This window comes from Mesorhizobium sp. WSM4813, assembly GCF_055811555.1.
In genome coordinates this window covers 1-256 of sequence record NZ_JBVVQU010000175.1, presented here as the reverse complement: position 1 = coordinate 256, position 256 = coordinate 1, and the positions used below count along the sequence as shown (strand labels likewise).

Genomic DNA, 256 nt, shown 5'->3' with positions numbered 1-256 from the left:
ATATGGGTTAGTTAATTACGTGGTACCGCAAGAAGAACTACTTGCCAAAACAAAAGCCATACTTACCACTATCAATAGTAAAGCCCCACTTGCAGTAGCAGGTTGTATTAAAGCAGCTAATGCAGTATTTGATGAAACACAGGATGGTTATACTGTAGAAGTGAATGAATTTGGGAATTGCTTTATTACAGAAGATATGAAAGAAGGAACAACGGCTTTTCTAGAAAAAAGAAAAGCTATTTTTTCAGGGAAATAA

At 35.2% G+C, this 256-nt stretch carries 1 protein-coding gene; it reads left to right on the top strand.

The features are described from left to right. A partial coding sequence (locus AC0L25_RS32550) for an enoyl-CoA hydratase/isomerase family protein (protein ID WP_473599203.1) occupies positions 1–256 on the top strand: 256 nt, incomplete at its 5' end.